At 66.5% G+C, this 24,981-nt stretch carries 25 protein-coding genes; 15 read left to right on the top strand and 10 right to left on the bottom strand.

Annotated elements, in window-relative coordinates; translation table 11 throughout:
- Window positions 1-19: 19 nt before the first annotated feature.
- Genes CFE35_RS12460 through CFE35_RS12450 form a run of 3 tightly spaced genes read right to left on the bottom strand, consistent with a single transcriptional unit; the run spans window position 20 to window position 982 of the window.
- Window positions 20-421 carry a Mov34/MPN/PAD-1 family protein gene (locus CFE35_RS12460; RefSeq protein WP_292930962.1) on the bottom strand — a complete coding sequence of 134 codons (402 nt, stop codon included), beginning with the start codon at window positions 419-421 and terminating at the stop codon, window positions 20-22.
- 10 nt (window positions 422-431) lie between these two features.
- Window positions 432-734, bottom strand: a complete 303-nt coding sequence (locus CFE35_RS12455; protein WP_292930919.1) for a type II toxin-antitoxin system RelE/ParE family toxin — start codon at window positions 732-734, stop codon at window positions 432-434.
- 2 nt (window positions 735-736) lie between these two features.
- Complete coding sequence (locus CFE35_RS12450; protein WP_292930918.1) at window positions 737-982, bottom strand: type II toxin-antitoxin system ParD family antitoxin; 246 nt, start codon at window positions 980-982, stop codon at window positions 737-739.
- Window positions 983-1,069: 87 nt separating this feature from the next.
- Here CFE35_RS12450 and CFE35_RS12445 point away from each other — a divergent pair, with 87 nt between their 5' ends.
- Window positions 1,070-2,023: an RluA family pseudouridine synthase gene (locus CFE35_RS12445; RefSeq protein ID WP_292930917.1), complete on the top strand. Its 954-nt coding sequence runs from the start codon at window positions 1,070-1,072 to the stop codon at window positions 2,021-2,023.
- Window positions 2,024-2,203: 180 nt separating this feature from the next.
- On the top strand, window positions 2,204-3,103 hold the full coding sequence (gene rpoH, locus CFE35_RS12440; RefSeq protein WP_292930916.1) for an RNA polymerase sigma factor RpoH: 900 nt from the start codon (window positions 2,204-2,206) through the stop codon (window positions 3,101-3,103).
- A gap of 63 nt (window positions 3,104-3,166) precedes the next feature.
- Here rpoH and CFE35_RS12435 read toward each other — a convergent pair whose 3' ends face one another.
- Window positions 3,167-3,928, bottom strand: coding sequence for a transporter (locus CFE35_RS12435; protein ID WP_292930915.1), 762 nt, complete (start codon window positions 3,926-3,928; stop codon window positions 3,167-3,169).
- An 87-nt stretch (window positions 3,929-4,015) separates the two neighbouring features.
- On the opposite strand from CFE35_RS12435, the gene mtgA reads away from it, so the two are divergent.
- A complete protein-coding gene (gene mtgA / locus CFE35_RS12430) occupies window positions 4,016-4,744 on the top strand; it encodes a monofunctional biosynthetic peptidoglycan transglycosylase (RefSeq protein WP_292930914.1) in 729 nt (242 codons plus the stop codon).
- A 67-nt stretch (window positions 4,745-4,811) separates the two neighbouring features.
- On the top strand, window positions 4,812-5,165 hold the full coding sequence (locus CFE35_RS12425) for an antibiotic biosynthesis monooxygenase (protein ID WP_292930913.1): 354 nt from the start codon (window positions 4,812-4,814) through the stop codon (window positions 5,163-5,165).
- On the opposite strand, the gene CFE35_RS12420 is transcribed toward CFE35_RS12425, so the two are convergent.
- On the bottom strand, window positions 5,162-5,947 hold the full coding sequence (locus CFE35_RS12420) for a metallophosphoesterase family protein (protein WP_292930912.1): 786 nt from the start codon (window positions 5,945-5,947) through the stop codon (window positions 5,162-5,164). The genes CFE35_RS12425 and CFE35_RS12420 overlap by 4 nt on opposite strands.
- 239 nt (window positions 5,948-6,186) lie before the next feature.
- Here CFE35_RS12420 and CFE35_RS12415 point away from each other — a divergent pair, with 239 nt between their 5' ends.
- Complete coding sequence (locus CFE35_RS12415; protein ID WP_292930911.1) at window positions 6,187-7,008, top strand: TorF family putative porin; 822 nt, start codon at window positions 6,187-6,189, stop codon at window positions 7,006-7,008.
- A 188-nt stretch (window positions 7,009-7,196) separates the two neighbouring features.
- Here the strand turns inward: CFE35_RS12415 and CFE35_RS12410 are convergent, their stop codons facing one another.
- Window positions 7,197-7,910: an SIMPL domain-containing protein gene (locus CFE35_RS12410; RefSeq protein ID WP_292930961.1), complete on the bottom strand. Its 714-nt coding sequence runs from the start codon at window positions 7,908-7,910 to the stop codon at window positions 7,197-7,199.
- A 153-nt stretch (window positions 7,911-8,063) separates the two neighbouring features.
- Here CFE35_RS12410 and CFE35_RS12405 point away from each other — a divergent pair, with 153 nt between their 5' ends.
- Both CFE35_RS12405 and CFE35_RS12400 read left to right on the top strand, forming a co-directional pair.
- Window positions 8,064-8,501: a VOC family protein gene (locus CFE35_RS12405; RefSeq protein WP_292930910.1), complete on the top strand. Its 438-nt coding sequence runs from the start codon at window positions 8,064-8,066 to the stop codon at window positions 8,499-8,501.
- Window positions 8,502-8,607: 106 nt separating this feature from the next.
- Window positions 8,608-9,546, top strand: coding sequence for a L,D-transpeptidase family protein (locus tag CFE35_RS12400; RefSeq protein WP_292930909.1), 939 nt, complete (start codon window positions 8,608-8,610; stop codon window positions 9,544-9,546).
- A 10-nt stretch (window positions 9,547-9,556) separates the two neighbouring features.
- Here the strand turns inward: CFE35_RS12400 and CFE35_RS12395 are convergent, their stop codons facing one another.
- Window positions 9,557-10,447: a LysR substrate-binding domain-containing protein gene (locus CFE35_RS12395; protein ID WP_292930908.1), complete on the bottom strand. Its 891-nt coding sequence runs from the start codon at window positions 10,445-10,447 to the stop codon at window positions 9,557-9,559.
- Between the two features lie 97 nt (window positions 10,448-10,544).
- On the opposite strand from CFE35_RS12395, the gene CFE35_RS12390 reads away from it, so the two are divergent.
- From CFE35_RS12390 to CFE35_RS12365, 6 genes are all read left to right on the top strand, one after another.
- Window positions 10,545-12,641 (top strand): malate synthase G, encoded by a 2,097-nt coding sequence (locus CFE35_RS12390; RefSeq protein WP_292930907.1) that lies wholly within the window; start codon window positions 10,545-10,547, stop codon window positions 12,639-12,641.
- A gap of 16 nt (window positions 12,642-12,657) precedes the next feature.
- The gene (locus CFE35_RS12385) at window positions 12,658-14,151 is read left to right on the top strand and encodes an FAD-linked oxidase C-terminal domain-containing protein (RefSeq protein WP_292930906.1); all 1,494 of its coding nucleotides are present in this window, start codon (window positions 12,658-12,660) and stop codon (window positions 14,149-14,151) included.
- Window positions 14,151-15,278 (top strand): FAD-binding protein, encoded by a 1,128-nt coding sequence (locus CFE35_RS12380; protein ID WP_292930905.1) that lies wholly within the window; start codon window positions 14,151-14,153, stop codon window positions 15,276-15,278. The genes CFE35_RS12385 and CFE35_RS12380 overlap by 1 nt, the downstream gene beginning before the upstream one ends.
- Window positions 15,256-16,557, top strand: a complete 1,302-nt coding sequence (glcF, locus tag CFE35_RS12375) for a glycolate oxidase subunit GlcF (protein ID WP_292930904.1) — start codon at window positions 15,256-15,258, stop codon at window positions 16,555-16,557. The genes CFE35_RS12380 and glcF overlap by 23 nt, the downstream gene beginning before the upstream one ends.
- 5 nt (window positions 16,558-16,562) lie before the next feature.
- A complete protein-coding gene (locus CFE35_RS12370; RefSeq protein WP_292930903.1) occupies window positions 16,563-16,982 on the top strand; it encodes a heme-binding protein in 420 nt (139 codons plus the stop codon).
- Window positions 16,983-17,080: 98 nt separating this feature from the next.
- Window positions 17,081-19,588, top strand: a complete 2,508-nt coding sequence (locus CFE35_RS12365) for a CHAT domain-containing protein (protein ID WP_292930960.1) — start codon at window positions 17,081-17,083, stop codon at window positions 19,586-19,588.
- Window positions 19,589-19,643: 55 nt separating this feature from the next.
- Here the strand turns inward: CFE35_RS12365 and CFE35_RS12360 are convergent, their stop codons facing one another.
- Window positions 19,644-20,339: a LicD family protein gene (locus CFE35_RS12360; protein ID WP_292930902.1), complete on the bottom strand. Its 696-nt coding sequence runs from the start codon at window positions 20,337-20,339 to the stop codon at window positions 19,644-19,646.
- Window positions 20,340-20,346: 7 nt separating this feature from the next.
- Window positions 20,347-20,799: an adenylyltransferase/cytidyltransferase family protein gene (locus CFE35_RS12355; protein ID WP_292930901.1), complete on the bottom strand. Its 453-nt coding sequence runs from the start codon at window positions 20,797-20,799 to the stop codon at window positions 20,347-20,349.
- A 135-nt stretch (window positions 20,800-20,934) separates the two neighbouring features.
- Here CFE35_RS12355 and CFE35_RS12350 point away from each other — a divergent pair, with 135 nt between their 5' ends.
- A complete protein-coding gene (locus CFE35_RS12350) occupies window positions 20,935-21,840 on the top strand; it encodes an endonuclease/exonuclease/phosphatase family protein (RefSeq protein WP_292930900.1) in 906 nt (301 codons plus the stop codon).
- Window positions 21,837-23,606 carry an ABC transporter ATP-binding protein gene (locus tag CFE35_RS12345; RefSeq protein WP_292930899.1) on the top strand — a complete coding sequence of 590 codons (1,770 nt, stop codon included), beginning with the start codon at window positions 21,837-21,839 and terminating at the stop codon, window positions 23,604-23,606. The genes CFE35_RS12350 and CFE35_RS12345 overlap by 4 nt, the downstream gene beginning before the upstream one ends.
- Here the strand turns inward: CFE35_RS12345 and CFE35_RS12340 are convergent, their stop codons facing one another.
- The gene (locus tag CFE35_RS12340; protein WP_292930898.1) at window positions 23,607-24,650 is read right to left on the bottom strand and encodes a glycosyltransferase family 2 protein; all 1,044 of its coding nucleotides are present in this window, start codon (window positions 24,648-24,650) and stop codon (window positions 23,607-23,609) included.
- Between the last annotated feature and the right edge of the window lie 331 nt (window positions 24,651-24,981).

Below are 24,981 nucleotides of genomic sequence, written 5' to 3'. Positions count from 1 at the left end.
TTGGCGTCACGTGACTGCCTTAACCCTCCTTGAGCACGTAGGAAAGCGGTTCGAACCCGGAGGGGGCATCACGCCACAGGCTGACTTCACCGGAGGCGGCAATCGCCCAGATCCGGCCATCGCCCGCAGCCATCGCCGCATCGGTGGCAGAAGGGCGGGCAAGGCCATTGGGGTGGGAATGGAAATAGCCGATGACCTGAGGCCCGCCTGCACGTGCGGCCCGGTGTGCGGCGATGAGCGCGGCAGGCTCGATCTCGAAATGGCGGATGGGATCGGGATGGACGTTGGCGGCGGTTTGCGCGGCTGCGATGTGGGTGGCGGTGCCGAGGAGCAAGCCGCAGGCTTCGTGGGGATGCGCTGCGGCGGCGGCATGAACGATGGCGGCGTGGGCTGCGGGGGTGAGGGTGAGGGTGAGGGGCATTGCGGCGGGATCAGTCCTCTTCGTTGGCATGCAGCCAGTCCTCACGGCCATGGCGCACGCGCAGGATCAGAACCATATCATCCTCCGCAATCTCGTAGATGATCAGATGGGATTGATAGCGATGCACCCGGACCGGGGGGGCAATCTCAGTGCGCAATCGGGCCGCGAGTGGATAGTCGGCCAGAAACGCAAAGGCTTCGCCAAGGCCATCATGATAGCGATCGGCTTGCGCCGTGCCGAACAGGGTGAGGCCTTGCAGATAGATCTGGACGAGATCGTCTGCCGCGGTCCGTGAAAGCCGGAATCCGGCCACGCTTATGGTGCTGTGCCGGCCATGCGCTTAGCGCGGGCGCGAATGTCGGCCATCGTTTCATCGCTCGTGCCACTGGCGCGGGCTTCATCGACAAGGTGCTGCAGGTGCGCGATCCGGTCCGTCCGTTCCTGCTCGCGCCGGATCAGATCGCGGATATAGTCGCTGACATTGCTGTAGCGCCCGGTTCCGGCTTTTGCCTCGACCCACTGCTTCATGGGTTCGGGCAAGGAAATATTCATCGTCGCCATATCCGGAGGGTGCTGGATTTTGGCAAGGTTTGTCAAGATCGGGTCGCCCTTGCCGCCCCGCCACCCCGTTCCCATATCCTGCCGACCATGGGGGCACATGAGACGATCATCGCGGGGACCATTCCCACCGGCGGGCTGCGGCTCGATCGGGCACTGGCCGATGTCTCGGGCCTTTCGCGTGAGCGGATCAAGGCCTTGCTCGACGATGGCCGCGTGGTCCTTGGCGGCAAGGTGGCCGGGCAGGCTTCGCTGAAGGCCGCAGCAGGCACGCCCTTCACTATCCGCGTGCCCGAGGCCGCCCCAGCCGAGGCGGCAGCGCAGTATATTCCGCTGGTGGTAGTCTATGAAGACGCGCACCTGATCGTGGTGGACAAGCCCGCGGGGCTGGTGGTCCATCCGGCGGCGGGGAACCTCGATGGCACGCTGGTCAATGCGCTGCTGCACCACTGCCGGGGCCAGCTTTCGGGCATTGGCGGTGTGGCGCGGCCGGGGATCGTGCACCGGATCGACAAGGATACCTCGGGCCTGCTGGTGGTGGCCAAGAACGATGCGGCGCACGAAGGGCTGGCGCGGCAGTTTGCCGACCATTCGATCCACCGCGCCTATCAGGCGGTGACGGCGGGCGTGCCGATGCCCCCATCGGGCACCGTGCGCGGGGCGATCGGGCGCAGCGAGCGGGACCGCAAGAAGATGGCGCTGGTGGCTGATGGTCGCGGAAAGCACGCGGTGACGCACTACCGCACGCTGGAGACATTGGACGGCGCGGCGCTGATCGAATGCCGGCTCGAGACCGGGCGAACTCACCAGGTGCGCGTTCACCTTGCATCAATCGGTCATCCGCTACTGGGAGACCCAGTCTATGGACGTACACCTCCCAAGCTCAAGCCGCTGCTCGCGGACCTTCACTTCCAGCGCCAGGCGCTGCACGCGGCCGAACTGGGCTTCGTCCATCCGGCGAGCGGGGAGACCGTGCGGTTTGCCAGCAAGCTGCCCGTCGATTTCAGGACGCTGGTCGTCGAACTGGGCGGGCGTGATGGCTGATGCGGCGGCATGGGTAGATTCTGACCCTGTGTGCGCCCAGGCCAAAGGTGCAATGCCCCAAAAACGGGGTGTATCGAACGGCGCTTCGTGCGCGAATAGAATTGCTGTGTGGTTCCCTTCCCCCGTTTCGGATAGAAGAGTGCGTGGGGAAATACCGGTGATGCGAAAGGACGTGTTCTGGTGACCAAGTCTAAATCGACCGCGCTTGTCCCCGCGCTGGGCGGAGAGGCCGGGCTTAATCGCTACCTGACCGAGATCCGCAAGTTCCCGGTGCTGACGGCCGAGCAGGAATACATGCTCGCCAAGCGCTATCAGGAACACGCCGATCCCGAAGCCGCCGCGCAGCTGGTGACGAGCCACCTGCGGCTCGTGGCCAAGATCGCCATGGGCTACCGGGGCTACGGCCTGCCGGTCAGCGAGCTGATTTCCGAAGGAAACATCGGCCTGATGCAGGGCGTCAAGAAGTTCGAGCCCGATCGCGGCTTCCGTCTGGCCACCTATGCGATGTGGTGGATCAAGGCTTCGATGCAGGAGTTCATCCTGCGTTCGTGGAGCCTGGTGAAGATGGGCACCACGGCGGCGCAGAAGAAGCTGTTCTTCAACTTGCGCCGGATGAAGAAGAACCTCGAAGCGTTCGAGGATTCGGACCTGCATCCGGACGACGTGAAGAAGATCGCGACCGACCTCGGCGTGTCCGAGACCGAAGTCGTCAACATGAACCGGCGCATGATGATGGGCGGCGATGCCAGCCTGAACGTGTCGGTGCGCGAGGACGGTGAGGGGTCGTGGCAGGACTGGCTGGTCGATGACAGCCCGCTGCAGGACGAGACCGTGGCCGATGCCGAGGAAGCGCACTTGCGCCACGCCCTGCTGGTGGAAGCGATGGACAGCCTTTCGGACCGCGAGCGCCATATCCTGACCGACCGCCGCCTGATCGACGAGCCCAAGACGCTCGAGGAACTGAGCCAGGTCTATAACGTCAGCCGCGAGCGGGTGCGCCAGATCGAAGTGCGCGCGTTCGAGAAGCTGCAGAAGGCGATGCAGCGGATCGCGGGCGAGCGGCATCTGCTGCCAGCCTGAACGGGCGGTCTTCGTTATTGCAAGGCGGCCGGGGGCAACTCCGGCCGTTCTTGCATCTGCACTTCAGAACTGGCGGGCGAAGCCCAGCAGGATGGCGTGATCGGGCGCACCGGCGCTGAGGCCGATATCGATTTCGAAGTCGATCTGCAGCGAGCGCCCGGCATGCCATGCGCCCGACAGGGCGAAGCGCGAATCGGTGGTGTGGCCTGCGGGGTCTTCATCGCGAAAGGCCGAGATTTCGGCAGTGACGCCGAGCGATGGGCCGACGGGGTGCGAGACGCCGAACACGTTGCCCCACGCGAGATGGCGGCCATGGCCCGAGCCGTTGACCGCCGCGTCCACTTCTGGCGCGAGTTCGAGCTGGAAGCCCGCCGGCAAGGGCAGGGCGATGGGCACGAGCACGCCCGCGCCCCAATCGCCCGCACCACCCGGCGCGCGGCCGATGGGCAGCGTGACAAAGGCCTGCACCGCCACTTTCGCATCATCCGGGCTGCCGAAACCGTGGCGTATGCCGATCATGGCATCGCCCAGCCCGCGTTCGGTTTGCACCGCATTGCCGGAACGGCTGCGCGCATGGCCCCAGCCGCCGAGGCCGACCTGCAGATCGGTCGAATGGCCGAGCCCGATGCGCACCAAGGTATCGGCCAGCGTGATCGTATCATCGCGCGCGCCGGGGGCGGCGGTGTGTTCCCATTGGAGCGCGCCGAATTCGACCATGACGCGGCCGGGCTCGAGTGTGCAGGTAGGCGTGCCGAGGCCGGGGCGATCGACGCACAGATCAGGCGCCTCCTCCGCGTGGGCGGCAAGGGGGAGGCAGCACAGCATGGCCGCGAACGCGCAATGATATCGCCGGTGCAAAGATGCACGCTCCCCGATTGCCACCGGCCCCGCGCCGGTTAATATCAGGTCTTCATGGACGAGGACCTGCTCAAGCTCAAGAACCCGGAAGTCAGGCGGGCGCGGCAGCCCGGCGTGCTGCATCGCGTGGGCTGGTTGCTGGCGCGGCTGGTGGCGGCGTTTCTGTTCCTCAGCGTGGCGATGGTGGTGATCTACCGCTTCGTGCCGGTGCCGGTCACCCTGACGATGATCTTCGATCCGGGTGGCATTACCAAGACCTGGGTGCCGCTTTCCGCAATCGACCGCAACATGGTGGACGCCGCGATTGCCGGAGAGGACGGCAAGTTCTGCGAGCATAGCGGCTTTGATCAAGATGCGATCCTCAAGGCGTGGGAACGCAACCGCGAAGGCGGGCGCATTCGTGGCGGATCGACGATCAGCCAGCAGACTGCCAAGAACGTGTTCCTGTGGCAGGGTGGCGGCTATTTCCGCAAGGCGCTGGAGGCATGGTTCACCGTGCTTATCGAGACGATCTGGGGCAAGCGCAGAATCATGGAAGTCTACCTCAACGTGGCCGAAACGGGCATCGGCACGTATGGCGTGGAGGCCGGGGCGCAGCGCTACTACAAGAAGCCGGCAGCGAAGCTGAGCCGGGTGGAAGCGGCGCGCATCGCGGCGGCGTTTCCCCAGCCCAAAGTGCGCGCGGTGACGGGGGCAACCGGTTTCACCCGGCGGCATGGCAACGTGATCGCCAAGCGGGTGACCACGGTGCGCGCGGACTACGACACCTGCGTTTATCAATAAGGGCGTTTTCAATAGGTGATGGCGGCGGCGCGCTGTGCTTGATGGGCTTTCAGAAGGAGAGCCAGACATGCCGCAGGTCGTCATTCACGCCTATCTGGAATTTGCCGATCAGGCCACGCGCGATGAGGCGGTGCGGCTGACGGGGCCGATCCAGTGGAAGACCCGCACCGAAGAGCCGGGCTGCCTGGAATACTGCTTTGCCGCGGACCCGTGCGTGCCAAACCGCGTGACAGTGCACGAATTGTGGGAGGACCACGCCTCGCTCGTCGCGCATTTCCAGCACACCTATTACATGCAGATGCGCGATGCGCTGGTCGGGCTTGGCCCCACGGCGACCTGGAACCGGATGTACGAAGTCAGCCGGGAAGCGCCGGTCTACCGCGAGGACGGGGCGATCCGGACGGTGCTGTTCGAAGACTAGGCGGCCGCTGCCGCTGGTTCGCCCTGCACTGAAATCAGCCAGCGTGCGGTGCCTTCAAGGCCGACGGCGGTGAGCAGGCCCGAGGCATAGGCACCGGTATCGAGGCTGATGCGCAGCGGCGAGACATGCGGCGATTCGAGGATCGTGTGGCCGTGGACGACAGCAAACTCGCGGTTCTCCGGGGCATCGATGAATTCGCCGCGAATCCACCGCAAGTCCGATGTTTTCTGGTCTTCGAGCGGGATGCCGGGGCGCACGCCGGCGTGGACGAAGACGTAATCACCGATCTGGATGCGGTCTTCCATCCCCTGCATGAAGGCGATGTCTTCGGCCGGGATGACCTCGTTCATGATCGCGCGCAGTTCTTCGAGCGTCGCGCGGCTGTAGACATCGGGCGCGATGGGATAGCTCAGCAGGGTTTCGCGGCCGCCATGGCGCAGGAAGTGGCGCAGCGTTTCATCGCGCTCCAGGCTGCCGAGGAACATTTCCTCATGGTTGCCCGCAAGGATGCGCACGCGGCGGCGCTTGGCCCATTCGCGCGCGGTGGCGATGACCCCGGCGCTATCAGGCCCGCGATCGACGAGATCGCCGAGCAGGATGACGGTCGAATCGGCAGGATCGCGTCCTGCCTCGTCCGCCTCGATCCGCGCGATCATCCGGCACAGCAGATCGCAGCGGCCGTGAATATCGCCGATGGCATAGACGCGCTGCCCATCGGGCAGCGATGGGATCACGTCCGGTGCGGAGCGGGTTTCGAAGAGGGTGCGGAGACGTTTCAGCATGGAGAATGGGCCTGACGGGCCGGATATGGGGTCCGGGGTTGCACTTACAAGTCGCTCTGCACCGATGGTGCGCAATTGCAACAGAGCGTGGGAAAGCTGCGATAAGCCGTTTTCTGGCCCTTGTGCAGCGCAGCAATATTCAGCAATAAAAAGTTACAGAACGAAGGCCGACCACGCGAATGGATCGGCCACGGTCTGTGCAGGTGGGACGACGCAAACCCAAAAACAAAGGATTTCCCATGCGTACGTCCAGCAAGGCCCTTGTGGCCGCCACTCTTGCCGCCTTGAGCTTTGCTGCTGCGGCACCCGCGTTGGCCGATGAGACCGCGCCGCCGAGCGACATCACCGTGACCGGCGCGGCGACCATCGCCAGCCAGTACCGGTTCCGCGGCGTCGCGCAGTCTGACAACAAGCCGGTGGTGCAAGGCACGTTCACCATCGCGCACAGTTCGGGCTTCTATATTTCGACCTGGGGTTCGAGCGCTTCGGCCGGGAGCAGCCCGATCAACATCGGCGGCACCGAGATCGACATCTACGGCGGCTATACCCACGGCATCGGCAATAGCGGCTTCACCATCGACGGCGGCATTTACGGCTACATCTATCCGGGCGCCACGGTTGGCAACTACTGGGAAATCTATGGCTCGGTGGCCAAGACGCTTGGCCCGGTGACCGCCAAGGTCGGCGCGAACTTTGCGCCTGCGCAGAAGGTGTTCAACTACAACTTCACCTCGACGCATCGCGAGAATCTCTACGTTTACGGGGAACTGGGCGGAGCAATTCCGGGCACGCCGCTGACCATCCATTCGCACCTCGCGCACACCGGTGGCGGCTTCGACCTGCCGAAGCCGTTCTTTGACTACAACGTCGGCGTTACCGCAAAGTATAAGAACCTTGCGCTCGATGCCTCAGTCGTCGGCACGAACATGCACCGGAGCGACTTCGCGCAGAGCGGCCTGTGCAGCGGCGCGGGTTCGCCCACGGCGATCGATGTGTGCTCGAACTCGTTCTACCGCACGACCAAGCCGGTGGGCGTGGTTTCGCTGACTGCTTCGTTCTGAGCTGATTCCATTTGCAGGGGGGATGGGGCGCGCCGCCATGCGGTGCGCCCCTTTTTCTGTTTGCGGGCCTCACGGCCCGGGTCTGGATCCGCCCACTCCCCCGCCCGACCACCCATTCAGGATACGCTTGTGGGTGGTCGGGCGGGGGAGTGGGCTGGTGCCGCCCCGCTGCGTGCGCGGCGCAAACTTCAACGCAGATAGAAATCGATCGTGGTGACCACGCGGACCTTTTTGAAGGGCGTGTCCGAAACGCCCCAGCCGCCGCCGCCATCGCCGTCACGCGCGGTGACTTCGAAGTAGCCTTGCGTGGCGCTCTTGATCCCGCCGACGCCGGTGCCGCTGTCCTTGGCGAACTGCTCGGCGGAGCGGCGCGCATCCTTGGTCGCGGCGGCGACCATGTCGGGCTTGATCTTGTCCAGCCCGGTGAAAGTATAGGCCATCCCTGAGCCTTCCTCGAGCATCACCCCCCGGCGCACCAGATCGAACTGGCGGCGCACGGCGTTTTCGGCGCGCTTGATATCGGTGGTGCGCAGCGCCATGCGCTGGCGGACGGTGAAGCTGGTCAGGCCGTTGTCGGTGCTGGTGCTGACGTTGACGCCGGTGGGCTGAAGCGCCTCTGCGGGGAAGCCGAGGCCGGAAAAGAACGCGCGGATTTCCTGGCTGTCGTGATCCACGCTGGCCTGCGCGCTCGCCATGTCGGATGCCGTGGCGGAATAGGCGATGGTCCAGGTGGCAAGGTCCGCGGTCACTTCGCGTTCGGCCAGCCCGCGCACGGTGACCGCGCGCTCCGCTTCGCGGCTGCGCCGCAGGCCGTCACCCAGCAGATAGCCGCCCACCACCACGCCGAGCGCGAGCACGCCCGCTGCGGCCAGCGCGGGGCGCAGGCTGGCGGACGGGCTCAGGCGTGAAAGAAACGATTGGGAATCGGCGGCAGCCTCATTATCGGTACTGGTCACGGTATGGTCTCCCTGTCGGCGCTTGGCCTGCGGCGAACTGTGCGATGAATTGTGCAATTCTGGCGATGAACCGAAATTGAATGAGCAGGAGACGTTAGTTTGACCAAGTTCCTCCACGCAATGATCCGCGTGACCGATCCGGATGCGACGATCGCCTTCTTCGAGCTGTTCGGGGTGAAGGAAGTGCGCCGCTTTTCGAGCGAGCAAGGCCGCTTCACCCTGATCTTCCTGGCCGCGCCGGGAGGCGAAAACGTGGCCGAGGTCGAACTGACCTACAACTGGCCCGCCGAAGATGGCAGCCCGGCTGAAGTCTATGGCGGCGGGCGCAATTTTGGCCACCTCGCCTACCAGGTGAGCAATATCTACGAGACTTGCGCGAAGATTCAGGCCGCCGGGCACATCATCCACCGCCCCCCGCGTGATGGACACATGGCCTTCGTGAAGAGCCCGGATGGGATTTCCATCGAACTGCTGCAGGACGGGCGTCTGGAGCCGGCTGAGCCGTGGGCGAGCATGGCCAACACTGGGACCTGGTGAGCCCCTCAGGCCGCGCGTCCCGCTGAGGGACAGCGGCGCGGGGATACCGGCGATCCGGACCAAAAAGCGGTGTCACGGGGGGTAAGGTTCCATTAACCAAACCTTCATGGGTTGGGCTCTGGGACGAATCCCCGTTTTGGCGGGCTTGCTGCTGGCATTGCTGGGCTGCGGCGTGCTGGCGCGCGGTGCGTTTGCCGAACGGGCTGCCTTGTCTGCGCCGCCTGCACTTGTGGCCGCGGCTCCGGCGCAATGCGGGCCGGATCCGGCGCTGGATGGCCCGCCGCCCGGGCCGCCGCCTCCAACTCCGGCTTCTGCAGCCGCCAAGGGCGTGCTGATCGTGGTGAGCATCCCTTCGCAGCGGCTCTATGTGTTCAAGGATGGCGAGCCTTGGGGTGAGACCACGGTCTCCACCGGGCGGCGCGGCTATGGCACGCCTGCGGGCACGTTTACCATCCTGCAGAAGCACGTGAAGCACCGCTCGCGCACTTATGGCAACGCGCCGATGCCTTATATGCAGCGGCTGACGTGGGGCGGTGTGGCGCTTCATGCCGGGCGCGTGACGGGGGCGCCCGCCTCGCACGGGTGCATCCGCCTGCCCTATGGCTTTGCGCGCGATCTTTATGCGCTGACCAATCCGGCGGCGACTTCGGTGGTGATCCTGCGCCAGCCGCTGACGTTTGCGGCAGCGGCAAAAAGCGCGGCGCTGGGCCTGCCTGCGCCCGTTCAACCGCAGCCGGTGCAGCAAGCTGGCACTGCGCCAAAGCCTGCAGCAGCACCGGCTACGCCGCGCGTGCCCTACGTTGCGGCGCAGGGGCCGAAGCAGACGATCCAGCTGGCGGCGGCGGGCAATGTGGCAGGTGCGGATGCGCTGTGGCAGGCGCTGGCCGCCAGCGAGCCGGAGCTTGAGGCGCTGGAGCCGGTGATTATCCCGGCGGTGGTGCGTTCGGTGCAGGTTTATCGCCTGCGCGCGTCCGGCCCGGATGCCCATGCGATCTGCGGACGGCTGACCGCGCGGGGCATCGCCTGCTTGAAGGTCAGCGCCTAGGTCAGGGCCCCTAACCCAGCGCGCTGCCCGCCTGCAGGTGGGCGCCAAGGTGCGTGACGAACGCCTCGATCCGCGCCGGAAGCGCCGGGGTGGGGGCATGGACGGCATAGATGCCGACATCCTGCGAGCCCTGATACCGCGCAAGCACCCGCACCAGCGCGCCTGAAGCCAAGGCTTCGTGCACATCCCACAGCGAACGCAGTGCGATGCCGCAGCCGCCTAGCGCAAGCTCGCGCACGACTTCGCTGGAATTGGTGCGCACGTGGCTCTGGCCGGAATGGGTGACGGTGCCTTCGGGGCCATCGAGCTGCCACGGCAGCTGGCTGGTGGTGGCGAGCAGGCGGTGCTGTTTGAGGTCCGCCAGCACTTCGGGTGTGCCGAAGGCGGCAAGGTAGGCAGGCGCGGCGCAGAGCACGCGGTGGCTGGTGCCAAGGCGGTGGCCGGTAAGGCCGGTGCCGATCTTCGCGCCGATGCGGATGGCCAGATCGCAGGAGCCATCGAGCAGATCGGCAAATTCGTCGGAGAGATCGAGCTGAAGGCGCACGTCCGGGTGGGCGGCGAGGAAGCCGGGCACATGCGGCACCACATGCATCCGGCCAAACGAGGTGGGCGCGGTGACGCACAAGGGCCCGCGCACATGGGCGTGGCGGCCACTGACGCGCTCTTCGGCAGCCTTGAGGGTGGAGCGCAGCGGGAGGAGCGCGTCGTGCAGATCCTGCCCGGCGGGGGTGAGCGCAAGCCGGCGCGTGGTGCGGTGGACGAGCCGGGCGGAGAGCCGCTCCTCCAGCCGGGCGAGGCGCTTTGACAGGGCAGCGGTGGACGCGCCGGCCGCGCGGGCGGCGGCAGAGATCGAACCGGCTTCGACGATGGCGAGGAAGAGATCGTAATCGGGATCGAACATTGTTAACCCCAAGGAGAAGCTGCGTTGAATTATTTCCTTCTACCGGTAGGCGGCACAGGGGGATAGGGAGGGGCTTCGGATTATGGGAGTCGGTGCGATGAGCGGATATGTCGAGCGTTCGGGGCTGCAAGTGGCGGGTGTTCTCGCGGACTTCATCGAGACGCGCGCACTGCCGGGGACGGGGCTGGCGGCGGACGCCTTCTGGGCTGGCGCGGCGGATATCTTCGGCACGTTCGCGCCGCGCAATGCCGCGCTGCTCGCCAAGCGCGAAGACCTGCAGGCGAAGATCGACGCGTGGCACAAGGCGCGCGCCGGACAGGCTCAGGACATGGCGGCCTACAAGGCGTTCCTCACCGAAATCGGCTATCTTGTGCCGGAGCCCGCGCCGTTCACGGTTGCGCCGCAGAATGTCGATGCCGAACTGGCGGTGACGGCGGGGCCGCAGCTGGTCGTGCCGATCCTCAATGCGCGGTTCCTGCTGAATGCGGCGAATGCGCGCTGGGGGAGCCTGTATGATGCGCTCTATGGCACCGATGCGATCCCCGGCGCAGCGGCGGGCAAAGGATACGATCCCGTGCGCGGGGGCCAAGTGATTGCCTGGGCCAAGGCGTTTCTCGATGAGGCGGTGCCGCTGGCTTCGGGTTCGTGGACCGACTGGACGGGCGGCGAACCAGCGCTGAAGGACGCAGGCCAGCTGGCCGGCCGGGCGGGCGCAAACCTCCTCTTCCGCCACAATGGCCTCTACATCGAAGTGGTGATCGATCCCGCGCATCCCATCGGCAAGGACGATCCGGCGGGTATCGCCGACGTCGTGCTCGAAGCCGCGATTTCCACCATCTGCGACTGCGAGGATTCGGTCGCGGCGGTCGATGCCGAGGACAAGGTCGCGGCCTATGCCAACTGGCTCGGGCTGATGCAGGGCAACCTTGAGGACACCTTCGAGAAGGGCGGCGCAATGATGACGCGTCGGCTGAATGCGGACCGCGTCTATACCGCGAACGATGGCAGCACGCTGACGCTGCATGGCCGTTCGCTGCTGCTGGTGCGCAACGTGGGCCACCTGATGACCAATCCGGCAGTGCTGCTGCCGGGCGGGGGTGAGGCGCCGGAGGGCATTCTCGATGGCATCGTCACCAGCCTGATCGCGAAGCACGACATCAATGGCGCGCGCCGCAACAGCCGGACGGGTTCGGTCTATATCGTGAAGCCCAAGATGCATGGGCCGGAAGAAGCCGCTTTCGCCAACGATCTGTTCGATGCGGTGGAAGACGTGCTGGGCCTTGCGCGCCACACGCTCAAGATCGGCGTGATGGATGAGGAGCGCCGCACCAGCGCGAACCTTGCTGCCTGCATCCATGCGGTGAAGGACCGCATCATGTTCATCAACACCGGCTTCCTGGATCGCACGGGCGACGAGATGCACACCTCGATGCAGGCGGGCGCGATGCTGCGCAAGGGCGACATGAAGACGAGCCCGTGGATCACGTCCTACGAAGATCGCAACGTGCAGATCGGGCTGGCCTGCGGGCTTTCGGGCAAGGCGCAGATCGGCAAGGGGATGTGGGCGATGCCCGACCGCATGGCCGACATGCTGGTGCAGAAAGTGGGCCACCCCAAGACCGGCGCGAACACTGCCTGGGTGCCTTCGCCGACAGCGGCGGTGCTGCACGCCACGCATTATCATCAGGTTGATGTTTTCGCCCGGCAGGTGGAGCGGCGCGCCGAAGGGATCGCCAGCCTCGATGCGCTGCTGACCATTCCGGTCGCGGCGGGGCAGAACTGGTCTGCGGAAGACATTCAGGCCGAGATCGACAACAATGCGCAGGGCATTCTGGGCTATGTCGTGCGCTGGGTCGATCAGGGCATTGGTTGCTCCAAGGTGCCCGATATCAACGATGTCGGCCTGATGGAGGACCGCGCTACCTTGCGGATTTCGAGCCAGCATATCGCCAACTGGCTGCTGCACGGCGTCGTCACGCCTGAGCAGGTGGACGCGGCGCTGCTGCGCATGGCGGCGAAGGTCGATGCGCAGAACGCGGGCGATCCGCTCTACCAGCCGATGGCGAGCGATCCGGCGGGCAGCCTCGCGTTTCAGGCGGCGCGGGCGCTGGTGTTCGATGGCGTATCGCAGCCGAGCGGCTATACCGAGCCACTGCTGCATGCGTTCCGCCAGAAGGTGAAGGCGGCAGCCTGAACCGGAGACTTTGCCGATGACGATTGCCATGCCGGTGCCTGACGCGGAGACGCTCGCCAAGCGCGAGCGGATCGCGCGGGCGCTGCGGGCGATCGTACCGGGTGAGGGCGTGATCGACGCGCCCGAGGCCTTGCGGCCATGGGAATCGGATGGGCTGACCGCCTATCGTCAGCCGCCGCTCATGGTCGTGCTGCCTGAGACGACGGCGCAAGTCTCCGCCGTCCTCAAGTGGTGCCATGCTGAGGGCGTGAAGGTGGTGCCGCGCGGGGCGGGAACTTCGCTTTCGGGCGGGGCGCTGCCGCTGGCCGATGCGGTGCTGCTGGGGCTGGGCAAGTTCAAGCGGGTGCTCGAGATCGACTACGAGGACCGCGTGGCGGTGGTGCAGCCGGGCGTCACCAACCTTGCGATCACGCAGGCGGTGGAGGCTCGCGGTTTCTATTACGCGCCCGATCCTTCGAGCCAGATCGCCTGCACCATCGGCGGCAATGTCGCGGAGAATTCGGGCGGGGTGCATTGCCTGAAATACGGCCTCACGACCAACAACGTGCTCGGCGTCGAGATCGTGATGATGGACGGCGAGATCGTGCGGCTGGGCGGGCGGCATCTCGATTCCTGCGGGCTCGATCTGCTGGGCGTGGTGGTGGGGTCCGAAGGACTGCTTGGCGTCGTCACCGAAGTGACGGTGCGCATCCTGCCCAAGCCCGAGACGGCGCGGGCAGTGCTGGTTGGTTTCCCTGATGCCGAGCAGGCGGGGGCCTGCGTGGCACAAGTGATCGCCGAAGGGATCATCCCGGCGGGCATGGAAATGATGGACCGGCCCGCGATCTATGCGGCGGAAGCCTTCGTGCAGGTCGGTTATCCGCTCGATGTCGGCGCGCTGCTGATTGTAGAAGTCGATGGCCCGGCGGCGGAATGCGATTTCCTGATCGGCGAGATTGCGCGGATTGCCGATGCCAATGGCGCGGTGACTTCTCGCGTTTCGGACGGCGAGGCCGAGCGCATGGCATTCTGGGCCGGGCGCAAGGCGGCGTTTCCGGCGGTGGGGCGCATTTCGCCGGACTACCTCTGCATGGACGGGACGATTCCGCGCCGCCGCTTGCCCGATGTGCTGCGGCGGATGGAGGAGCTTTCGGGCGAATACGGCCTGCGCGTCGCCAACGTGTTCCACGCGGGCGACGGCAACCTGCATCCGCTGATCCTTTACGACGCAAACGTGCCGGGCGAACTCGACAAGGCCGAGGCGTTTGGCGCGGATATTCTGCGGTTGTGCGTGGCGGTCGGCGGGGTGCTGACGGGCGAGCACGGGGTGGGCATCGAGAAGCGCGATCTGATGCCCGAGATGTTCAGCGAGGCCGACCTCAAGCAGCAGCAGCGCGTGAAGTGCGCGTTCGATCCCGAGCTTCTGCTCAATCCGGGCAAGGTGTTCCCGGTGCTGCACCGCTGCGCCGAATTGGGGCGGATGCACGTGCATCACGGCGCTTTGCCGCGTCCAGAGTTGCCGAGGTTCTGATGCTGGAGCCGAGAGACGCGGCGGACCTCGCCGAGATTGTCGCCGATGCGGCGGCGAGCGGGGGCAAGCTGGAACTGCGCGGGGGCGGGACCAAGGCGGCGTTTGGTGCGCCGCGCGAGACGGAGTTGGTTTCGCTGGCAGCCCTGACGGGTGTGGTCGATTACGATCCGGCGGAACTGGTGCTGACGGTGCGCGCGGGAACCTTGCTGAGCGATGTGCAGGCGCTGGTCGCGTCCGAAGGCCAGATGCTGGCGTTCGAGCCGTGGGGCGATGCTGGCGCGACGATCGGCGGCACGATGGCGGCAGGCGTGGCGGGTTCGCGGCGGGTAACGGCAGGCAGCGCGCGCGATCACCTGCTGGGGCTGACGGCGGTTTCCGGGCGCGGCGAGGTGTTTGTCGCAGGCGCGAAGGTCGTCAAGAACGTGACCGGCTATGATCTGCCCAAGCTGATGGCGGGATCGTGGGGCCGGATCGGGGCGCTGGCCGAACTGACCGTGAAAGTGCTGCCGCGCCCGCGCGAAGTGGTGACGCTGGCGGCGCGCGGGCTGGCTCCGGCAGCAGCCCATGCGGCGATGGCCTGCGCGCTGGGCAGCAATGCCGAGGTTTCGGCAGCCGCGGCGCTGAGCGATGGCACGGTGCTGCTGCGCGTGGCGGGTTTTGCGCCTTCGGTCACAGCGCGGTGTGCGGCGTTGCCGGGGCTGCTGGCGGCGCATTGCGCCTTGGAGCAGCTGAAGGATGCCGCACCGTTGTGGCAGCAGGCCATGACCGGCCAAGGCCTGAGGGGTGCGGTGCGCTGGGATGTGCATCTGCCGCCGCGCAGCGCTCCGGCGCTGATTGCGGCGCTGCCGGAAGGCGCCGAGTGGGCGATGGACTGGGGCGGCGGGCGCGTCTGGGTTGCCACCGCTGTCGAGAATGGTGGCGTGCGCACGCTTGCAGCGCAGCTTGGCGGCGAAGCGCGGCTTGTTCGCGCGCCAGAAGCGATGCGGGCGCGCGTCCCCGCTTTCCATCCCCGCGCGCGCGGCGTGATGGCGCTGGAAGCGCGGGTGCGGCGGGCGTTCGATCCCACGGGCGTGTTCGTCACCGGGCGGTTTGCGGAGGATGCCGATGCAGACGCAGTTTCCGCCTGAGGCGCTCGCCGATCCGGCGATGGCGGCGTCCGAGGGCGTTATCCGCAAGTGCGTGCACTGCGGGTTCTGCACCGCGACCTGCCCGACTTATGTTCTGCTGGGCGACGAGAACGACAGCCCGCGCGGGCGGATCTATCTTATCAAGGACATGCTGGAGAACCAGCGCAAGCCGGGGCGGGAGACGGTCAAGCATGTCGACCGCTGCCTCTCGTGCCTTGCCTGCATGACGACGTGCCCTTCGGGCGTGAATTACATGCACCTCGTCGATCACGCGCGGGCCTATATCCATGAGCACTACAAGCGGCCCTGGCATGAGCGGGCCACGCGGCGGCTGCTGGCCCTGGTGCTGCCTTATCCGGGGCGGATGCGGCTGGCGCTGGAATGGGCACCGCTGGGCCGTCCGCTGGTGCCGCTGATGAAGCGGGTGAAGGTGCTGCGACCGCTGGCAGCGATGCTGGAGCTGGCCCCGGCACGGGTGCCTGCACCTGCTCCGGCGATCCCGGTGCGGGTGGCGGGCGCCAAGGCGCGCGTCGCGCTGCTGCAAGGCTGCGCCGAACCGGTGCTGAGCCCCGAAGTGCGCGCGGCGACCTTGCGCTTGCTGGAGCGCGCCGGGTGCGAAGTGGTGTTTGCGCGAGGGGAAGGCTGCTGCGGCGCGCTGGTGCACCATATGGGGCGCGATGCGGATGCGCTGGCGGCGGCGCGGCGCAATGTCGATGCGTGGATGGCCGAGATCGAGGGGGAGGGGCTCGACGCGGTGATCGTCACGACATCAGGCTGCGGCACCACGATCAAGGACTATGGCCACATGCTGCGCACCGATCCCACCTATGCCGAAAAGGCCGCGCGGGTGAGCGCGCTGGCGATGGATGTGAGCGCGTTTCTGGCCAAGCACGGCCTTCCGGCGGCAACCCCGCGCGGCCTCACCGTCGCCTATCACCCGCCTTGTTCGCTGCAGCACGGGCAGAAGGTGACCGAAGCGCCGAAACGGCTGCTGGCGGAGGCCGGCTATGTCGTGCGCCTGCCCGCCGAAGCCCATCTGTGCTGCGGATCGGCGGGCACCTACAACATTCTCCAGAGCGAACTCGCCGACCAGCTCGGCGCGCGCAAGGCCGAGCGGCTAGCGGCGCTGGAGGTCGATGTCATCGCCACCGGCAATGTCGGCTGCGCGGTGCAGATTGCCCGTCATTCCGGGCTGCCTGTCGTTCACACCATCGAATTGCTCGACTGGGCGACTGGCGGGCCAAGACCGCAATCACTGAAGCATCTTCCCCAGGAGTAATTACCATGACCCGTATTTCGCTCGATCAGGCCCAGATCATCGTTTCCGGCGCGCTCAAGGAAGCGCGCGCGCTTAACCTCAAGCCTATCAGCGTTGCCGTGCTCGATGCAGGCGGCCACCTGATCGCCTTCGCGCGCGAGGATGGCTCCTCGAACCTGCGCCCGCAAATCGCGACCGCCAAGGCTTCGGGCGCGCTGGCGCTGGGCGTGTCCTCGCGCACCATCGGCGAAATGGCGATCGAGCGGCCCACGTTCATCAACGCAGCGGCGGGGCTCAATCCTGCCGGCATCGTGCCGGCGGCGGGCGGCGTGCTCGTGCGCGCGGATGGCGCTGTGATCGGCGCGGTGGGCGTGACGGGTGACACCAGCGACAACGACGAACTCGCCGCGCTTGCCGGGATCGCTGCGGCGGGCCTGAGTAGCTGACGCGCTGCTCCGCACCGATCAAAAATCGTACTGCGCCGCGCGATAATCGGGTACCCTTTTCCGCGAAGACGTTCCGGGAGGAGGCTCTGGTGAACGCAATGCGCGGCGCGGGGTTCACGCGGGTGCGGCTGGCCTTGGCGGTCGCTGCGGCGCTGGCCGTCTGGCCATGCGCGGCGGCGGCGGCAGAAGCGCAGGCGGCCGATCCTGTCGCCTTGTGCCAGGCATGGGCGCGCAGCCCCGGCGCTGGGGGATCGGCGGTCCCTTCTGACATTGACGCCGGAACCGATGCCGGAATGGATGGAAATCCGGCAATGGCTGCGGCTGCGGTGGAATCCATGCTGGCCGCGAACCCCGATCAGGTGGCGGCGGCGGACCGCGCCATTGCCTTGCTGATGGGCGTGGTGGCGGCAGATCAGCGGGGGGAGCCCGGCACCCCATCCAGTGCCCCATCCAGCAAGCCATCCGACTCCAAAGCCGCATTCTGCGCCGCGGCGGGGGAGGCCTACCGGCTCGGCAAGGGCGGCAGCCCCTACCAGGCGCGGTTGCTGCTGGTGGCTGGATACCGCCTTGCGGTGGCGGCGAAGCGCGATGATCTGTGCGCGCTGGCGGCCTATCGCCTAGGCCTGCTCAATCTGGGTGGCTTTGCGATGGGCGCGCGCGGGCAGCGGCGCACCGCGCTGCGTAGTGGTTCGCCCGGTGGAGCAGTGCCCGCAGCGCTGGCGGCTGCCGAGGAATCTGCAACTCCGGGTTGCTTCGCGATGGACCAGCGCAGCATGAGCGTGCCGGGTGTTGCACTGGCGACCGTGAACGCGCTGACCTGCGCGATTGGCCAAGCCCGCAGCGCCGGGGCCTTTGATACGGGCGCGAAAGCCAGTTTGCGGCTGGCGCGCTACTGGCTTGATCATGGGCGGCGAACGCCCGGCGAACTGGCGCGTTCGCAGCAGCGCGCCGGGCGGATTGCGCTGGAGGCGCTGGGCGGTTCGGCGCGCGTGCCGGATGCCGCGCTGCGGTTTGATCTGATGGGGCGGCTGGCCGATGCGGCCATCGATGCTAGGGCCAGTGCAGAAGATCCCCGGCTGGTCGAAGCCGTCAACACGATGGCGGCGGGGGCAGCCGATGATCGCCAGCGTTCACAGGCAGCGGCGCTGCGCGCCCGGATTGCGCTGGCGCAAGGGGACGGGGAGGCCGCCAGCCGCCTGCTGCGCGAGGCGATCTATCTCGAGAGCCGGGGTATTCTCCCGCTGCGCCTGCCGGACTGGCACCTGCTGCTGGCGCAGGCTGATCCCGCGAACCGCAGCGACCATCTGACCGCTGCGTTCCGCGCGCTGGGCAGTGTGCGACCGTTGCTGCCCCGGTTTGACGGGACGACGGCGGAATCCAATTTCACGCTGCGGGTCCAGCCGGTTTACGAGGCGCTGCTGGCCGACCGGCTGCTGGTCGTAGGCGATGGGGCCGATGATCCGGTGCGCATTGCCGAGGCGCAGGCGCTGGTCGAGGACTATCGCCAGGCCGAGCTGCAAAGCGTGTTCGGCAGCGAATGCGTGGCCGCGCGCACGCCGATCCGGCCCGCCGAACTGGGGCCGCGCGAAGTGCTGCTTTATCCGGTGCTGCTGCCGGACCGGGTGCTGCTGATCTATGCAGCAGGAGGGGCCGGGGCCGATGGCGCGCCGCCGCGCTACCATCTGCTGGCGGCAAACCGCCGCTATGGCCGGTCTGACGTGATCGGGCTGGTCAGCAAGATGGCCGAATCGGTGAGCTATGGCAGCGATGACAGCTGGCGCGCCCCGGCCCGGCAGCTCTATGATATCCTGATCTCGCCGGTCGCCGAACGGCTCGGGCCGGGAAGCACGCTGGTCGTCATTCCCGATGGCCCGCTCAGCACTCTGCCGTTTGCCGCGCTGCTCGATGCCAAGGGGGCCTTCCTGATCGAGCAGACCAATCTGGGCGTGGTCCCTTCGCTGGCCTATTCACAGCCCGGCGCCGGGCTGCGCGGGGCGAGCACCGGCGTGGTTGCGGCTTCGCTGGAAAAGGCCGTCACGTTGCCGGTCGGCACGTTTCCGGCGCTCAGCGGCACCAGTGAGGAGGCCCGGTTCGCCGCCGCCGGATACCGGCGCAGCGCCTTCATCGAGAACTTCCGCCGCATCGATCTGGAACACGCGCTGGCGACCCGGCAGACCGATGTGCTGCATCTGGCCACCCATGCCAGCTTCAACGGGCGTTCGGACCGCTCGTACATCGTGGCGGACGGTGAGCAGATTCCAATTACCGACTTGCGCGGCCTGATCGCGCGCAACCAGCTGCGCGGCGAACAGCTCGATCTGCTGGTGCTGAGCGCGTGCGAGACGGCGGTGGGCGATGACCAGTCCAGCCTCGGGCTGGCAGGCGCAGCGGTGCAATCGGGCGCGCGCAGCGTGCTCGCCTCGCTGTGGCAGGTGAACGATGCCGGCACGGCGCAGCTGATGAAGGCGTTCTACACCGGGCTGGCCAAGGGCCTGAGCAAGTCTGCCGCGCTGCGCGAGGCGCAGTTGGCGCTAATCCGGCAGCGCGACGAGATTTCCGATCCCGGGGTGTGGGCGGCCTTCATTCTGATCGGGGGCTGGCGGTGATCCGCAGGCTGCTTTCAGGCGGGCCGGAGCGTTCGGATGCGGCGGGGCTGTCTGCTCAGTGCCAGCCGGGGACAATTTTGCGTCCTTGCGCATGGGTGCGGATGCGGCGGGATTGCGGAAACCGAATTTCCGCTTCCAGCCTGTGGTTCCACGATGACGAGCGTTCTTCGCGGCGCCAGCCTGGATAGAACCGATCGAGAATGGCGCCCGCTTGCCGGGGCAGCAGCAGGTCTGATCCGGCGAAAGCAACCGGCTCACCCGGGAGGACCATTTCGGGCGAGACGGGGGGCGAACCGTCCCACACGCCGGGGACAGCACCGGTGAGCGGCGTTGTCCGGTAGATGAACAGATCCACGAAGGGCCAGGTCCACGAGCGGCCGGGGATGGGGGTGAAGCCGGGGTCGAAGATCTTGATGATCTTTTCGCCGGGATCGATCTCCACCGCGCCGAGCCCTTCCACCCGGCAGGCCGCGAGCAGCGCGGCCACTGCTGCTGGCGGCACTTCGAACAGCGCCAGATCGACATCGTCGTCCCACGGCAGGATATCGCCCTGCCGGACTTGGCCCAGCAGCGTCCCCCAGAACAGGAACAGCCCGATGCCTTCGCGCGCGGCGCAGCGGGCGATCCGGCCAACGAGATCCTCGATCCGGCGGCGCGAGGCGGGATCCCAGCAGTCGGCGAAAGGATCGGTGAGGCCGAGCTGCCAGGCCCAGCGCGCCGCAAGCCAACGCACCGTGTGCGGAACTTTCATGCCCCGATCAAAGCGTGCTGCCGGGCCGCAAGGTGCCCTCGCGCGCCCGCTCGACCACGCGGGCGATGATCCCGCGCGAGGATATGCCGGCCGAATAGGGCACCGTGCGCAGCCGCCCGCTGCCGATCAGATCGGCATACCAGAAGGCCAGCTCTTCGGGAGGCATATCGTCTCCGTGGCAGCAGAACGCTGCGCCGATAGCATCGAGGAACGCCCGCGTGCAGTGCAGCGGTGCCGGTTCTTCGAGCACCAGATCGACATGGCGGCACCCTTTGACGACCGCGACCCGTTCGGCGTGAGTGAGGATCGGCTGCGGCTTGTACGTCGCGGCGTCGGCATCGCTGAGCAGGCCGACGATCAGGCGATCACCCAGCGCGCGGGCGCGGGCGAAGAACTCGACATGTCCGAAATGGAACAGGTCGCACACTGCATCGACGTAGATAGTGGTACCGGTTGACACGATTGAACGCCCTTCTCAAATCGCGGGCAAATGATGGTGGGGCAGCATGACGATACCTTGCTGCAGCTTCAGGTTTTACCCGTCCTGCCTTGCCAATTCTTCGCAAAGTGACAGGTGCAAACTGCCAAGGCAAACATGAAAATCCTGACATACAACCTTGGCCTGCTGAACCTGACGATGGCAGGGCGCCACGTTTTCAGGATGGCCCCTGCGTTCGAGGCGCGCCTTGCGGCGGCGCCTGCCTTGCTGGCGGCGACTGGTGCCGATGTCCTCATGCTGCAGGAAGTGTTTGGCCGCCGGTGTCAGCAGCGGCTGATCCATGCGCTGCGCGGCGTTTATCCCCATGCGGTCGGCGCGCCGCAGAACGGCACATTCGGGGGGAGCGGGTTGCTGATCCTTTCGCGGCACCCGCTGCACGATCCGGGCTTCTCCCCCTACCGCGATCGGGATCTGCTGCATGCCTTCTGGCAGCAGGGTTTTCTCCATGCCGCGCTCGATGCGCCGGGTTTCGGTCTGCTCCGGCTGGTGAACGTGCATCTTTCGATCAGCGCAGGGCTGCGCCATCCGCTTTCGGCAGGCAGCATGGCTTGCCGCGAGCGGGAGATCGCGGCGCTGATGGCGGCCTGCTCCGGCCGGGCAGCTCCGGGGCAGAAAGCCGCAGGCATTGGCGGGCCGGATCTGCTGGTGGGGGATTTCAACTGCGGCCCCAACTATGCGGTGCCAAACTATGCAGCCCTGCTGGCGTCGGGCTATAAAGACGGGTTCGTGCTGGCCAATGGCAGCGATCACGAACACGCCGGCTATTCGTGGAACGCGGCCAATCCCATCGTGGCGGCGGGCCGCTATCGCGGTTTGCCGAACCAGCGGGTCGATCATCTGTTCGTGCCGCAATCCGGCCTCGAACGGCTCCGCGTGAAGCGCGCGCGGCTGGTGCTGGAGGATGCCGCGGTCAAGGCCGGGCGGCGCATGGTGCCCTTGTCCGATCACTATGGCATGCTGTTCGAGCTTGATCCGGCTGCTGCGGCGAAGCGCGGGGGATGAACGAAATGACCGGCTTTGGCAGGGTGCATATCCGCCCGGCGCTGGCGATTCTGCGGCATGTGCACGGATCCGTCGGGCGTGAGCCCGCGCTGATCCTTGGTTTGCTGGCGGTGCAGGGCCTGCTCGAACTGGTCAGCATTGGTGCGATCTTGCCGGTCGTGGCCTTGCTGGTGGCCCCGGCGGGCCCCTCGCGCCTTCTGCCCGCCGGATTTTCCGGGATCATGCGCCGGTTCGAACAGTACGATCATGCCATCACCGTGCTGGCGCTGCTGGTGTTTGCGGCCTTTGCCATCAAGGTGATGTTCCAGACGTTCGTGGCCACGCGCGTAGCGCAGTTCTCCAACGCGCTGCACGATGCGATCGGCCACAAGCTGCTGCAGAGCTATCTTGGCCAGCCCTACTTGTTCTTCAAGTCTCACGGCACGGCCGCATGTGTCCAGACCGTGCAGGACGAGGCGTTCGATGCAGCACATGCGGTGCGCATGTTGTTCGGCATGCTGTCGCAGTTGGTGGTGGTGGGCGCGATCGTGAGCTTGCTGCTGCTGGTCTCACCGCTGCCGGGGCTGATCATGGCGGCGGTGCTGGGGGTGCTGAGCTGGGCGATGGTGCGGCGCAACCGCCGCCTGCTCCGCGAAGCCGGGAGTATCTACCGCACATCGCGCGATGCCCAGCACAAGCTGCTGCGCGAGGGTTTTCGCGGGGTGAAGGAAATCCTCGTGCTGCACCAGCAGTCCGCGCTGGTCGCGCTGTTCGATGTGCACAGCCGCAGCGCGGCGCAGGCCCGCGCCCGGTTCGAGGTGCTGGAGGCGATGCCCCGCATCTGGCTGGAATTCATCGCGGTGTGCGGCTGCTTGCTGATGCTGCTGTTCCTGGCGGATACGCGCGCCGATGCAGCCCGAATCCTGCCGCTGATGGCGCTTTATGGGGCGGCAGCTTTCCGCCTGATCCCCTCGGTCAACCAGATCGTGTCCTATGGGCAGGGCTGGCATTTCCTTACCCCGACACTGCTCCATGTCGAACGCGAGCTGGCGCTGGCGGCACCGGGGGTGGGCGCGGCACAGGCACCGCGGCCGCCGTTTCGCGCTGCGCTGCAACTCGAACACGTGGGCCTTACCTACCCCGATGCGAGCGAACCGGTGCTGGAGCAAGTCCATCTGTCGGTGCCGTTCGGCGAGGTGATCGGCCTTGTGGGCCCGAGCGGCAGCGGCAAGACCAGCCTGCTTGACATCATGCTCGGCCTGATGCCGCCGAGCACGGGGCGCGTGCTGCTGGACGGCGCGCCGGCCGAGGCCGGGATCAGCGGTTGGGGGCGGCAGGTCGGCTATGTGCCGCAGGACGTGTTCCTGCTGAACGATACGATCCAGCGCAACGTCGCGCTCAACCTTGGCGGCGAAGCGATTGACGAGGCGCGCGTCGCCAGTGCCTTGCGCTCTGCCGATCTGGCCGATCTGATCGCGGCCTTGCCGCAAGGCGCCGAGACGCGGGTGGGCGAGGACGGCACTTTGCTGTCTGGCGGGCAGAGGCAGCGCATCGGCATTGCGCGGGCGCTCTATCACAGTTCGGGCCTGCTGGTGCTGGACGAAGCGACGAGCGCGCTCGATGCAGCCGCCGAAGCGGAAATCTGTGCCGCCGTGGCCAGGCTCAAGGGTCAGGTCACCGTGATCATCGCATCGCATCGCCCGGCGCTGCTGGCGGCGTGCGATCAGGTCTACCGGATCGAGCATCGCCGTTTGCTGCCTGCGGGTCCAGAGGGCGCTGCGCGGTGATTACGGCCTTGTGTACTCCGATGGTGGCTGCCAGAGCCGCTTGAGCCGCGATGGGTGCCGCAGCACGCGCCCGGCGCGGGATGCGAAGGCTAGCACGGCATAGTACAGGCGCTGGTTCGGCGAAAACAGGGCCACGGTGATGGAACGGGCAAGCGGGCTTAGCCTGCCGACGGCGATGGCGACGGCAATGGCCTCGTTCTTGGCCGCGAACCGCCCGCCCGAGCCGAGCTTGGTGGCCACATCCAGCAGCTCCGTGCGGACGAAGTGCTTGATTCCATCGCTATCCCGCTGCTCCACCCGTGCCCAGTTCCAGAAGGAGGCCACGGCGCGGAATTGCGCTTCGACATGTGAGGTTACCGGAATGTTGAGCGAGAGATGGTCCGAACCGTGACGGCGGCGCAGCCCGACGATCCGATCGACGATCTGCACCGAGCTGCTCGATGCGCAGATCCGCCAATGCAGCTCCGTATCCTCTCCCAGCCGCAAGTCTTCGTTGAAAGGCCCGGCATCATGCAAGGTGGTACGCCGGTAGAGCGCGGCATGGGTCAGCCAGCTGTTCAGTCGCAAGTGCTTCGGATTCCAGGCGGGCCGCACATGGGCGATCCGCTTTCCCGCCATGTCGACTTCCTCGATCTGGCCAAGACTGAGCGCGGCATCGCTTCCGAGAAGCGGCGTGACGAGGGCACTTATCGCATCGGGTGCGGGGAGGTCATCGGAATCGATGAAGTAGATGAAGCGTCCGCGGGCGACTGTGCAGCCAAGATTGCGCGCGGAGGCCGGCCCGCCGTTGCTGCGCTGGATGATCTCATGGCTAATGCCCGGCAGGCCCGGTCGCCAGCTGGCGAGCCATTCGGCGCTGCCATCGGTGGAGCCATCATCGACCACGATGATCTGGAGCGGACGCCAGCTCTGCGCAATCAGCGCGGCCAGCAGTTCCTGCACGAAGGGCAATCGGTTGAAGGTGGGGATGACAACCGAAACGAGATTCTCCTCACCCGGCAGCGCCAGCCACGTCGCAGTATCGTCCGCGGGCGTCGCAGTCATGGTGATGGCTGGGCCTTCTGCTGGCGGCCTCGTGGAAAATTCCGTTCTGATAGAACCGCTGTGGATATTCATAATCCGGCTGCCTTGGTTCCGACCATAATTTGTCATAACAGCCCTGTTTTGAGCAGCAAGGCGATTGATGGACCATTTTGAACTAGCGGGATTCTACGTAGTTCGAGAAAGAGCGGTGAACCGCGCGGACGTGGTTGTTATCGGGGCCAGCCTGTATTTGGGGTGCACAATTCATCCGGTCAGAACTTCACGCCATCGGCGCGGGCGGCGCGAATAGGTGCTGAACAGCTGGCATGCCGTGATTTCCGCTGGCGATGGC

This window comes from Novosphingobium sp. PASSN1, from assembly GCF_002278815.1.
This window is presented reverse-complemented; position numbering and strand designations above follow the sequence as displayed.

Excerpts from the sequence above, each read along its gene's own strand:
- CFE35_RS12415 (WP_292930911.1), top strand. The coding sequence starts at position 6,187 with ATGCGTACGTCCAGCAAGGCCCTTGTGGCCGCCACTCTTGCCGCCTTG.
- CFE35_RS12460 (WP_292930962.1), bottom strand. The coding sequence starts at position 421 with ATGCCCCTCACCCTCACCCTCACCCCCGCAGCCCACGCCGCCATCGTT.
- CFE35_RS12365 (WP_292930960.1), top strand. The coding sequence starts at position 17,081 with ATGCGCGGCGCGGGGTTCACGCGGGTGCGGCTGGCCTTGGCGGTCGCT.
- CFE35_RS12380 (WP_292930905.1), top strand. The coding sequence starts at position 14,151 with ATGCTGGAGCCGAGAGACGCGGCGGACCTCGCCGAGATTGTCGCCGAT.
- CFE35_RS12395 (WP_292930908.1), bottom strand. The coding sequence starts at position 10,447 with ATGTTCGATCCCGATTACGATCTCTTCCTCGCCATCGTCGAAGCCGGT.
- glcF (WP_292930904.1), top strand. The coding sequence starts at position 15,256 with ATGCAGACGCAGTTTCCGCCTGAGGCGCTCGCCGATCCGGCGATGGCG.
- CFE35_RS12360 (WP_292930902.1), bottom strand. The coding sequence starts at position 20,339 with ATGAAAGTTCCGCACACGGTGCGTTGGCTTGCGGCGCGCTGGGCCTGG.
- CFE35_RS12340 (WP_292930898.1), bottom strand. The coding sequence starts at position 24,650 with ATGACTGCGACGCCCGCGGACGATACTGCGACGTGGCTGGCGCTGCCG.
- CFE35_RS12400 (WP_292930909.1), top strand. The coding sequence starts at position 8,608 with ATGGGTTGGGCTCTGGGACGAATCCCCGTTTTGGCGGGCTTGCTGCTG.
- CFE35_RS12385 (WP_292930906.1), top strand. The coding sequence starts at position 12,658 with ATGACGATTGCCATGCCGGTGCCTGACGCGGAGACGCTCGCCAAGCGC.
- CFE35_RS12450 (WP_292930918.1), bottom strand. The coding sequence starts at position 982 with ATGGCGACGATGAATATTTCCTTGCCCGAACCCATGAAGCAGTGGGTC.
- CFE35_RS12435 (WP_292930915.1), bottom strand. The coding sequence starts at position 3,928 with ATGCTGTGCTGCCTCCCCCTTGCCGCCCACGCGGAGGAGGCGCCTGAT.
- mtgA (WP_292930914.1), top strand. The coding sequence starts at position 4,016 with ATGGACGAGGACCTGCTCAAGCTCAAGAACCCGGAAGTCAGGCGGGCG.
- CFE35_RS12420 (WP_292930912.1), bottom strand. The coding sequence starts at position 5,947 with ATGCTGAAACGTCTCCGCACCCTCTTCGAAACCCGCTCCGCACCGGAC.
- CFE35_RS12370 (WP_292930903.1), top strand. The coding sequence starts at position 16,563 with ATGACCCGTATTTCGCTCGATCAGGCCCAGATCATCGTTTCCGGCGCG.
- CFE35_RS12390 (WP_292930907.1), top strand. The coding sequence starts at position 10,545 with ATGAGCGGATATGTCGAGCGTTCGGGGCTGCAAGTGGCGGGTGTTCTC.
- CFE35_RS12445 (WP_292930917.1), top strand. The coding sequence starts at position 1,070 with ATGGGGGCACATGAGACGATCATCGCGGGGACCATTCCCACCGGCGGG.
- CFE35_RS12425 (WP_292930913.1), top strand. The coding sequence starts at position 4,812 with ATGCCGCAGGTCGTCATTCACGCCTATCTGGAATTTGCCGATCAGGCC.
- CFE35_RS12345 (WP_292930899.1), top strand. The coding sequence starts at position 21,837 with ATGAACGAAATGACCGGCTTTGGCAGGGTGCATATCCGCCCGGCGCTG.
- CFE35_RS12350 (WP_292930900.1), top strand. The coding sequence starts at position 20,935 with ATGAAAATCCTGACATACAACCTTGGCCTGCTGAACCTGACGATGGCA.